The organism is Enterobacter sp. ZOR0014, assembly GCF_000798855.1.
Classification (GTDB): domain Bacteria; phylum Pseudomonadota; class Gammaproteobacteria; order Enterobacterales; family Enterobacteriaceae; genus Enterobacter; species Enterobacter kobei.
In genome coordinates this window covers 1-9,437 of the sequence record NZ_JTLF01000294.1, presented here as the reverse complement: position 1 = coordinate 9,437, position 9,437 = coordinate 1, and the positions used below count along the sequence as shown (strand labels likewise).

Here is a 9,437-nt window from a genome sequence, read left to right as displayed (position 1 = left end):
CCTGCGTGACAGGCAGGTATTCTAACCGACTGAACTACCGCTCCACTGTTCCCGTTTGGGGAACGAGGCGCATATTACGGTGTGCCTCCGATCTCGTCAACGCTTTTTCTCACGTTTTGAATCGTTTGCTGCAAAAATCGCCCAACCGATGATTTTACAGACATTATGGCGTTTTTTCAGGCGCGCCACATACAGCTGCCGCCCTTCTTCTGTACCAGATCGAGACGGGATTCATGGTTAAGTAACTCTTCATCACTGGCTAAAACAACCCGTAAACGACTTGCCTGACGGACCACGCGCTGGATGCCCGCTTCGCCCTGCGTCTGCTGCGACTCATTTTCCATGCTGAATTTCATCGACGTCTGACCGCCGGTCATCGCCAGATAGACATCAGCCAGAATCTGGGCATCGAGAAGTGCCCCGTGCAGCGTTCGCTTGGTGTTGTCTATTTCATAACGTGAACAGAGTGCATCGAGGCTGTTACGCTTGCCGGGAAACATCTTCCTCGCCAGCGCCAGGCTATCGGTCACTTTGCAGAAGGTATTGGTTTTCGGAATATCGCGATGGAGCTTACTAAACTCATAGTCCATAAAGCCGATATCGAACGACGCGTTATGGATGATTAACTCAGCGCCTTTGATGTAGTCGAGAAACTCGTCTGCCACCTCGGCGAAGGTCGGTTTATCCAGCAAGAACTCATCGGCAATACCGTGAACGCCAAACGCTTCTGGATCCACCAGCCGATCGGGTTTGAGGTAGACGTGGAAGTTGTTCCCCGTGAGACGACGGTTCACCACTTCAACGGCACCGATCTCAATGATCTTGTGCCCTTCGTAGTGCGCGCCGATCTGGTTCATACCGGTGGTTTCGGTATCGAGGACAATCTGGCGAGTAATTGCAGTGCTCATAGCGGTCATTTATGTCAGACTTATCGTTTAACTGAACGTTTCAATACAGGAAGTCTACCAGAGATGCGTAAACAGGTAGAAATTTTCACCGATGGATCTTGTCTCGGGAACCCAGGACCCGGCGGCTACGGCGCGATTATGCGCTATCGTCAGCATGAGAAAACTTTTAGCGAAGGGTATTTCCTGACTACCAACAACCGTATGGAGTTGATGGCGGCCATTGTGGCGCTGGAAGCCTTAAAAGAACACTGCGACGTGGTGTTGAGTACGGATAGCCAGTACGTGCGACAGGGTATCACCCAGTGGATCCACAACTGGAAAAAACGAGGCTGGAAAACTGCAGACAAGAAGCCCGTGAAGAACGTCGATCTCTGGAAGCGCCTTGATGCGGCACTGGGCCAGCACGAGATTAAGTGGGAGTGGGTTAAAGGCCACGCCGGCCACCCGGAAAACGAGCGCTGCGATGAACTGGCGCGCGCGGCGGCCTCAAATCCGGCCCATGAGGATACTGGCTACCAGCCTGAATCCTGATCAGGGTTTTCTGTACTGCCGCGTTGCGCCAACGGTCTGGCGGATGGGCGTTTTCGATTTGCTCTGCTTCATGGGGTTAAGCGTCAGAGGGATGGTTCGCTTACGCGCGACGATAAACTGCATGCAGCCTAATGCGGGCAAATGCGTACTCAATAAAACTCCCCCCTGACGTGCCCACGGCAGTACCTGAAAACCGCCATAGTTGAGCACTTCAAAGTTGAGCAGTGACAGCCAGTCGAGCTGGCGCATCATGGTGAACATCCGGCTGTTATAGGGTGGCGTTCGGCGCAATACAGGCACCAGCTTACGTAACCCCATCAGACTCAGCGGATTAAAACCGCTGAGTATCAGCCAGCCGTCATCAATCAGCACGCGATCGGCTTCACGCAGCATACGATGAGGATCGCTGCACCAGGGCAGCGCGTGGGCAAGAAGACACGAATCTACGGATTTTTCCGCAAACGGCAGATGCAATGGGTCAGCCTTCACCTGAACCGGCGATCCGCCGAGAGAGACATTGACCTGATGTGAGATGGCGCAGCTTTCGGTATTGATTTCTGCGCTGAGATTGCCAATCTTAAGCAGGTGAAAGCCATACATTTTCGCGAGCCAGGGCTTCAGCTGTTGCTCAAGCGCCTCGCGATAGTATTCACCCCAGGGCAATTCCGCCCAACGTTCCGGTGCTGCGACAGTCTGAGGTATCCTTGCCGGTTTCATCAAAACACCCGCCACGCTATAAGAGGTAATGTATGAATCTTATCAGTATTCCTGCTTTTCAGGACAATTACATCTGGGTTTTGGTCGATAACGATCGTCGATGCGTCATTGTCGATCCCGGCGAATCCGCCCCTGTGCTTGATGCAATAAAGGAGAACGGCTGGCAGCCAGAAGCCATTCTGTTGACGCACCATCATAACGATCACACTGGCGGCGTGCCGGAACTGCGCGCTCATTTTCCGCATCTTGTGGTTTACGGACCGGCTGAGACACAAGATAAGGGAACGACGCAAGTAGTCCAGGAGGGCGAAAATATCCACATCCGTGAGTGGGAGTTTTCCGTATTTGCTACTCCAGGTCACACTTTGGGACATCTGTGTTTCTACAGTAAACCTTATCTTTTTTGTGGCGACACCCTCTTCTCAGGCGGTTGCGGAAGACTTTTTGAAGGCACACCAGAACAGATGTATCAGTCTTTACAAAAGATTAGTGCTTTACCCGATGACACACTTATTTGTTGTGCCCATGAGTATACATTAGGGAATATGAAGTTTGCGGAGAGCCTCTTACCCGAGGATCGGGCGATTCAGGATTATTATCACAAAGTGAAGGAGTTACGTGCAAAAAACCAAAATACACTACCCGCAATTCTGAAAAATGAGCGCCGAATTAATTTATTTCTGCGAACAGATGATATTGATTTAATTAATAAAATTAACCAAGAAACAAATTTGCAACAACCAGAACAGCGATTTGCATGGTTAAGGTCAAAGAAAGATAACTTCAGATAAATGCGGGTTGCCTTTTCAAAATTTCGCCGTTATCATCGCTCGTCTTTTAAGCAACTATTGACACACACATGAAGGCAAAAGCGATATTACTCGCCTCTGTCCTGCTTGTAGGTTGCCAGTCGCAGAACGGCAGCAACGTACAACAGCACGCACAGAGCCTTTCTGCAGCTGGTCAAGGGGAAGCAGGGAAGTTTACAAGTTCGGCGCGCTGGATGGACGATGGGACATCTTTCGCGCAGGAGCAAGACTTGTGGACCTCTATTGGCGACGAGCTAAAGATGGGAATTCCGGAAAACAGCCGGATTCGCGAACAGAAGCAGAAGTATTTAAGAAATAAGAGCTATCTCCACGATGTAACGTTACGGGCAGAGCCGTATATGTACTGGATAGCCGGGCAAGTTAAGAAACGTAACATGCCTATGGAGCTGGTACTCCTACCCATAGTGGAGAGCGCTTTTGACCCACACGCGACGTCTGGCGCCAATGCCGCAGGCATTTGGCAGATCATTCCGAGCACCGGGCGAAACTATGGTCTGAAACAGACCCGCAACTATGATGCGCGTCGGGATGTTGTCGCTTCAACGACAGCCGCTCTCGACATGATGCAACGTCTGAATAAGATGTTTGACGGCGACTGGCTGTTAACGGTCGCAGCGTATAATAGTGGCGAGGGTCGTGTACTGAAGGCAATGAAAGCGAATAAAGCACGGGGTAAATCCACCGATTTTTGGTCGCTCTCACTGCCACAGGAAACGAAGATTTACGTACCGAAGATGCTGGCCTTGAGCGATATTCTCAAGAACAGCAAGCGTTACGGTGTACAACTGCCAACACCAGACGAAAGTCGTGCACTGGCGCGCGTTCGCCTCAGTAACCCTGTGGATATTCAACAGGTTGCTAATATGACGGGTATGTCGGTAAGTAAACTTAAAACCTTTAATGCAGGCGTTAAAGGCTCAACGCTGGGGGCTAGTGGCCCGCAGTATGTGATGGTTCCGCAGAAACATGCTGAGCAATTGCGTGAGTCTTTAGCATCGGGTGAGATTGCCGCCGTTCAGTCAACGCTGATCGCCGATGCTTCATCCGTTAACAGCCGCAGCTATAAGGTGCGTTCAGGTGATACGCTTTCTGGCATTGCATCACGTCTTGGCGTGACGGCGAAAGATCTGCAGCAGTGGAATAATCTGCGCAGCTCAGGTCTGAAAGTGGGTCAAACTCTGACGGTAGGCGCAGGTAGCAGCGCACAGCGTCTCGCCAGCAACAGCGATAGCATCACTTATCGCGTACGTAAAGGCGATTCACTGTCCAGTATCGCAAAACGACATGGCGTGAACATCAAAGATGTAATGCGCTGGAACAATGATACTGACAATCTGAAACCAGGCGACCAGTTGACGTTGTTTGTGAAGAACAGCGCCACGCCAGACTCCTGATTACACGATCGAAAGATAAAAAGGCACCGATTCCCCTCGGTGCCTTTTTTGTTTATCCCGCTTTTTGCGCTTCAGCCATGATGGTATCGCTGGTAAACGATCCATCCTCCTGCAATTCAAAGTACGCTTTTACCTCAGCAGAGGCACTCTCCTGATAGAGGCGAATCGCCTGACTTAATGCTTCCGGGGTACGCATACGGGCAATCCACGAAGGGTATTCCAGCGGCAAACGGTCTGTTGTTAACGTTCGGGTAATCAACCCCGCTTCAGTGATAAGCGATAACCACTCTCCGCTGGAGTAGTTTTGTACGTGGGAAGTATCACGCAGCGCTTCTACTGTCTGCAGCCAGATATCGCGCACCGGATGCCCGGGAGACATCACATCCATAATAATGAAGATCCCGCCCGGCTTCAGGACACGTTTGACTTCACGTAACGCCTGGCCGACATCATGCCAGTGGTGCGCGGAATAACGGCTAATCACCACCTCAAACGAGGCATCATCAAACGGTAAGGACTCGGCGTACCCCTGGCGCGTATCCACGTTGCTCAACCCTTTCGCCTTCGCCGCCTCAGCAACAACATCCAGCATCTGACTGGATAAGTCATACGCGGTGACCTTCGCCACCTGCTGCGCAGCCGTAAAGCTGGCATGCCCTGCCCCACAGCCTAAATCCAGCACGTGCGCCTGCGGGAATGCTGCCAGACGTTCGCCGAGACGCAGCAGGTCACGACCTGAAGCATGCACGGCGCTGGTCAGATAGGCATTTGCCTGGGAGCCAAACTGTTTTTCTACGTTGTCATGATGGGAGTGTGTTGTTGTCATCGTACTGTCCTTTGTTGGTTAAAAATAAAAGGGCAGCACCCGCGCAGGCCTGCCCCACGGCAGACCTGACACACCATTATTTATCAGGTTTGCCGGGACTGAATTCGACTAGTAGAGGGTTGTGATCGGAGGCGCGCGTGACCAGAACAGAGGCATCATGCACGCTCAGACCACGATAGAAGACAAAATCGAGAGGTCGACCAAAGGCTTTTTTACGCTGATCGTCACTAAAACGGACTTCACGCAGAGACATTTCACGCGCAAAGCGATACAGCGCATTCATGCGCGGACGACTCCAGGCATTGAAATCACCGGCCATAATGATAGGCCCGCTGTGGTGGGCAATTTGATCGCCAATGGGAAGTAACTGCTTACTGTACACATCCACGCCCAGGCTGAAATTTACCGCGTGGATGTTCACCACCATCAGCATCCGGGTATCCGGCAGCGGATAGACGGTCACCAGCGCCGATTTCGCCAGACGCAGTATAGGCTCGCGCTCACGCAGCGGGCAGCAGTAAACCGGGTGTGCTGAAGAGAGGGTCATCACGCCTGAAGGATGTTGCGGCAGGACAAACGCCGGCACCTGGTCGGCAGCAAGATAGTTCGTTGTGGCAAACCGAACCAGTTCAGGTGTGGTTTGCGCCTCCTGAAGCAGAACCAGATGAGCATCTTTACCAAAATTCTTGAGTACCGATAACCACTCCGCACGCTGCTGCTTAAAGATATTCCAGACCAGTACCCGAATTTTGTCATCGCTGCTTAACGGTGTCCCTGCGGGTAATGCCTGGCTTATGCTCGCAAACGACCCCGGAGGCAAGATCCTCTCCGCGGGCATTCCGGCAACATAACGCATGGCATAGGTATTTTTTCGCACTTTTGGAAACGGCCTCTGTAACATGAACCAGCCCGAAAACGGACTGGTTCTAATGTTATAGGGACTTTAGGTCACACTTTCAACGCAATTTCTGAGAAACCGCTTTCCAGTTTTGTAAGCAAGCACTTACTGATGTTATCCCAGTGCTACGCGAGCAGGTTTATCGAGGCGGCCACTCAGCCCTATCAGCAGGAAAGCGACAAGGACGATCACCGCACCAATCCAGGGTGTCTGGGTTAATCCAAAGTGTTCGACGGTTTGTCCGCCAATAATGGAGCCCAGCGCGATCCCAATATTGAACGCGGCAATGTTCAGTCCGGATGCCACATCCACGGCGTTTGGCGTATAGAGCTCCGCTTTCTGAACAACATAAACCTGAAGCCCGGGCACGTTGCCAAAAGCGAAGACCCCCATTACCAGTACCGTGATCAGTGCGGCGTATTGCATGGACGCCGTGAACTGGAATATCAACAGCAGAACCACCAGGGCGGCGAAGATAAATTTCAGCGCCGGAACCGCACCATGTTTATCTGCAAGCTTGCCGCCCCAGATATTGCCAATCGCCACGGAAATACCGTATCCCAGCAAAATCCAGCTCACGGCACTCGGGGAGAAGCCAGCCAGGTCCTGCATCATCGGTGCCAGGAAGGTGAAGGCGGTAAATACGCCTCCATAGCCCAGAGCCGTGACCGCGTAGATGATCAGCAAACGCGGATGGGTAAGCACCTTTAGCTGATCGCTCAGGCTGGCGCTGGCCCGGCCTGGAATAGTCGACGGTACCAGCAGCAGGCTAGCAACAAGGGCAATAACCCCCAGTAAGGAGACGGCCAGAAACGTCTCACGCCAGCCGAAGTGCTGTCCGATAAACGTACCTAGAGGTACGCCCGTAACGAGTGCGACGGTCAGTCCACCAAACATGATCGCAATAGCTGAGGCTGCTTTCTCTTTGGGGACCAGGCTGGTTGCAATGGTGGAACCAATTGAGAAGAACACGCCGTGTGCAAGGCCGGTCAACAGACGGGCAATCACCAGGGTGGTGTAGTCCGGTGCCTGCCAGGCCAGAATGTTACCGGCGGTGAACAACACCATCAACGCAACTAACAGCTGCTTACGCGGAAAACGTCCGGTCAGAGCCGTCAGCACAGGCGCACCGACGGCGACGCCCAGGGCGTAGATTGACACCAGCAATCCGGCGGAAGGCAGCGAGATCGCAAGCTGGTTAGCAATGGTGGGAACCAGTCCCACGATAACAAATTCGGTCGTGCCAATTGCAAAGGCACTGATCGTCAGGGCAAGTAGCGCCAGTGGCATAAAATACTCCGTATCATCAGGATTAAGATGACAGGCAGTATGCGCCAGTGCTTAAATAACAAAAATGGTCAAAATATCAATAGAATTTTGCAGGTGGTGCAACAATGAAAGCAACGTCAGAAGAGCTGACAATCTTTGTCGCCGTTGTTGAAAGCGGTAGCTTTAGCCGGGCAGCCGAACAGCTGGGACAGGCTAACTCGGCCATCAGCCGCTCAGTGAAAAAGCTGGAGATGAAGCTTGGGGTGAGCCTGCTCAACCGGACGACGCGGCAACTGAGCCTGACGGAAGAAGGAGAGCGTTATTTCCGCCGCGTGCAGTCGGTGCTGCAGGAGATGGCTGCAGCAGAGACAGAAATTATGGAAAGCCGCAGCACGCCGCGGGGATTGCTGCGCATTGATGCGGCCACGCCGGTAGTACTGCACTTTCTGATGCCGCTGATCAAACCTTTTCGTGAACGCTATCCGGAGATGACGCTTTCTTTGGTCTCATCAGAGACGTTTATCAACCTCATCGAGCGTAAAGTGGATGTGGCTATCCGGGCCGGTACACTGACCGATTCAAGCTTGCGCGCCCGCCCGCTGTTTGCCAGCTACCGCAAAATTATCGCGTCGCCGCAGTACATTGCTGAGCACGGTAAACCGGAGACCGTTGAAGAGTTGAAGCAGCATCTTTGTCTGGGCTTTACGGAACCGGTATCACTGAACACCTGGCCTGTCGCCTGTCGTGATGGTCAGCTTCATGAAATTACCAGTGGGTTATCGTCAAACAGTGGAGAAACGCTAAAGCAACTGTGTCTTGAAGGGAACGGCATCGCGTGCCTGTCTGACTATATGATAGATAAGGAGATTGCACGAGGTGAACTGGTGGAACTGATGGCGGATAAACGTTTGCCGGTCGAGATGCCTTTTAGCGCAGTGTATTACAGTGACAGAGCGGTGAGTACGCGGATTCGTGCTTTTATTGACTTCCTGAGTGAACATATAAAGACAGCTCCCGGAGGAGCTGTATGAGGGTTAAGGTGACAGAGGGTTAGTGAAACTTAATCCCAGTCAGGCGCTAAACCTTCCGGGCTGACCAGGCGATCGTTGCACTCCAGTGCTGCGATCGCTTTTTTATCGTCATCATCCAGATGAAGGTCGACCGCTGACAGGTTGCTGGCCAGGTTTACACGTTTGGTTGACGATGGGATCACGGCATAACCTTCGCCCATTGCCCATGCCAGAATGACCTGTGCCGGGGTCGCGTTATGTTTTTCAGCAATACGTATAATCGCCTCATCTTTCAGTGCCTTACCATAAGCCAGCGTCATGTATGACGTGATGTGGATACCGTGCTGCTTTGCCCAGTCCACGACTTTATGGTTTTGCAGATAAGGTGAAAGTTCAATCTGGTTGGTCGCGATATTTTCTGCACCTACTGCGGCAATGGCTTTTTCCATCAGCGGAATGGTGAAGTTTGAAATACCGATTTCACGCGTTAATCCCTGCTTTTTCGCTTCCATCAGCGCCTGCATGAACTCTTCTACAGAAACGGCATCGTTTGGTGATGGCCAGTGGATCAGCGTCAGGTCCACGTAGTCAGTACGCAGCTTTTTCAGACTCTCTTTCAGGCTCGGGAGCAGTTTGTCTTTGCTGAGGTTTTCAATCCAGATTTTGGTGGTGATAAATATCTCGTTACGCGGTACACCACTCTCTTCAATGGCCTGTCCAACGGCAGCTTCATTTTCATAGATCTGTGCCGTATCAATTGCGCGATAGCCTAACTCGAGTGCCGTTTTAACAGATGCGATAACAACGTCGTCTTTCAGGCGGAAAGTGCCCAGACCAAATGCAGGGAGAGTCATAGTATTCCTCAATCATTATGTTCGTAAACTGAGGAGGATTATCGCTGGCGTTGTTATATTGAAAAAGATCGTAAAACGCAGAGGATTTTTGCTCATTTCGCAATAATTAAACAGCAGATAAGAAAAAAGCCCTGAGCGTTAACTCAGGGCTTTCAATAAGTGGCGGAACGGACGGGACTCGAACCCGCGACCCCCTGCGT

Annotated in this window: 9 protein-coding genes and 1 pseudogene; 4 read left to right on the top strand and 6 right to left on the bottom strand. The window is 51.9% G+C overall.

Going from position 1 to position 9,437, the window contains the following annotated elements; all coding sequences use genetic code 11:
- Positions 1-176: 176 nt before the first annotated feature.
- Positions 177-908, bottom strand: coding sequence for a DNA polymerase III subunit epsilon (dnaQ, locus tag L977_RS15500; protein WP_032637426.1), 732 nt, complete (start codon positions 906-908; stop codon positions 177-179).
- On the opposite strand from dnaQ, the pseudogene rnhA reads away from it, so the two are divergent.
- Positions 862-1,439, top strand: a pseudogene (gene rnhA, locus L977_RS15495) (ribonuclease HI). The gene dnaQ and the pseudogene rnhA sit on opposite strands and share 47 nt — an antisense overlap.
- Here rnhA and L977_RS15490 read toward each other — a convergent pair.
- Positions 1,440-2,156 carry a class I SAM-dependent methyltransferase gene (locus L977_RS15490; protein ID WP_032637942.1) on the bottom strand — a complete coding sequence of 239 codons (717 nt, stop codon included), beginning with the start codon at positions 2,154-2,156 and terminating at the stop codon, positions 1,440-1,442.
- A 32-nt stretch (positions 2,157-2,188) separates the two neighbouring features.
- Between L977_RS15490 and gloB the strand changes: the two genes are divergently transcribed.
- Positions 2,189-2,947 carry a hydroxyacylglutathione hydrolase gene (gene gloB, locus L977_RS15485; RefSeq protein WP_032637427.1) on the top strand — a complete coding sequence of 253 codons (759 nt, stop codon included), beginning with the start codon at positions 2,189-2,191 and terminating at the stop codon, positions 2,945-2,947.
- 68 nt (positions 2,948-3,015) lie between these two features.
- A complete protein-coding gene (gene mltD, locus L977_RS15480; protein ID WP_047626115.1) occupies positions 3,016-4,380 on the top strand; it encodes a murein transglycosylase D in 1,365 nt (454 codons plus the stop codon).
- A gap of 52 nt (positions 4,381-4,432) precedes the next feature.
- Here mltD and L977_RS15475 read toward each other — a convergent pair whose 3' ends face one another.
- From L977_RS15475 to L977_RS15465, 3 genes are all read right to left on the bottom strand, one after another.
- Positions 4,433-5,206, bottom strand: a complete 774-nt coding sequence (locus L977_RS15475; protein ID WP_047626113.1) for a class I SAM-dependent methyltransferase — start codon at positions 5,204-5,206, stop codon at positions 4,433-4,435.
- Positions 5,207-5,282: 76 nt separating this feature from the next.
- Positions 5,283-6,083, bottom strand: coding sequence for an endonuclease/exonuclease/phosphatase family protein (locus L977_RS15470; RefSeq protein WP_014882655.1), 801 nt, complete (start codon positions 6,081-6,083; stop codon positions 5,283-5,285).
- A gap of 135 nt (positions 6,084-6,218) precedes the next feature.
- On the bottom strand, positions 6,219-7,394 hold the full coding sequence (locus L977_RS15465; protein WP_023338087.1) for an MFS transporter: 1,176 nt from the start codon (positions 7,392-7,394) through the stop codon (positions 6,219-6,221).
- A gap of 104 nt (positions 7,395-7,498) precedes the next feature.
- Between L977_RS15465 and yafC the strand changes: the two genes are divergently transcribed.
- Positions 7,499-8,404 carry a DNA-binding transcriptional regulator YafC gene (gene yafC / locus L977_RS15460; RefSeq protein ID WP_023332148.1) on the top strand — a complete coding sequence of 302 codons (906 nt, stop codon included), beginning with the start codon at positions 7,499-7,501 and terminating at the stop codon, positions 8,402-8,404.
- A 29-nt stretch (positions 8,405-8,433) separates the two neighbouring features.
- Here the strand turns inward: yafC and dkgB are convergent, their stop codons facing one another.
- Positions 8,434-9,237, bottom strand: a complete 804-nt coding sequence (dkgB, locus tag L977_RS15455) for a 2,5-didehydrogluconate reductase DkgB (protein ID WP_014882652.1) — start codon at positions 9,235-9,237, stop codon at positions 8,434-8,436.
- Between the last annotated feature and the right edge of the window lie 200 nt (positions 9,238-9,437).